Annotated in this window: 1 pseudogene; it reads left to right on the top strand. The window is 68.6% G+C overall.

What is annotated here, in order from left to right:
- Positions 1-1,151 (top strand): annotated as a pseudogene (locus RND78_RS27765) (hypothetical protein); the annotation flags it as partial.

The raw sequence follows: 1,151 nt of genomic DNA, 5'->3' as shown, positions 1-1,151 counted from the left end.
ACCCTGAGCGCCAAGGGCGCCGTGACCCTCACCACCGGCGTCCTGGATAACAGCCAGAAAGGCCGCCTGGTCGGTGGTGATACCGTCACGGTCACCGCCCAGCGCCTGGACAACAGCTCAGGCCTGGTTTCCAGCGCCAAGGCCCTGCACCTGACCCTGACCGGCGCCCTGACCAATGCCGGCGGCCAGCTCCTTGGCGAAGATACCCTGGGCGTTAATGCGGGCAGCCTGGACAACCGCCAGGGCACGGTGTCCAGCGCCGGTCAACAGACCCTCACCGTCACCGGCGGCGCCGTACAGAACGACAAGGGCCAACTGGTCACCGACGGCGGCCTGACCCTGAGCAGCACCAGTCTGGACAACGGCACCGGTACCGTCAGCGCCAAGGGGGCTGTGACCCTCACCACCACCGGTGCCCTGAGCAACGCCCAGCAAGGGGCGCTGGTGGGTAGCGATAGCCTCACCGTCACCGCCGGCAGCCTGAACAACGCCGGGCGCCTGGCCAGTGCCAAGGATCTCGCGGTCACCACCGCCACCCTCACCAACAGCGGCGAGCTCTTCAGCCAGGCCGGCCTGACCCTGGACCTCGAGAACGGCACCCTCACCAACAGTGCCGGTGGCCTGATCACCGCGCCCGGTGCCCTGCTGCTCAAGAACCTCAAGACGGTACGCAATGCCGGCGAACTCAGCAGCGGCCAGGCCTTCACCTTGACGGCCGACAGCCTGGACAACAGCGGCGGCAAGCTGATCAGCAACGCCGACCTGACCCTGCGCATCACCCGTGCCTTGACCAACGCCAAGGGCACCCTGTCCGCCGCCGGCCTGGACCTCAAGGCGGCTAGCCTGGCCAACCAGGGCGGGACCCTGGTCAGCCGCGGCGCCCTGGACGTGACCACCACCACCGGCCTGCTGGACAACAGCGCCGATGGCCTGCTCAGCGCCGCAACCACCCTCGACGTCACGGCCGACACCCTCGACAACGCCGGCGGCAGCCTGCTGGCCAAGGGCGCAACGACCGTCACCGCCGGCCAGCTCGACAACAGCGCCAACGGCCTGATCAATAGCCAGGCCACGCTGACCCTCACGGCCGACCGCCTGGATTCCAGCAACGGCGGTGAAGTCTCGGCCAAGGGCGATGTGCAGCTGACCCT

It is taken from the genome of Pseudomonas oryzihabitans (assembly GCF_032027545.1).
GTDB lineage: Bacteria > Pseudomonadota > Gammaproteobacteria > Pseudomonadales > Pseudomonadaceae > Chryseomonas > Chryseomonas oryzihabitans_F.
Note: the sequence above shows the minus strand (reverse complement) of the source record. Positions and strands in the feature narration are given on the sequence as shown.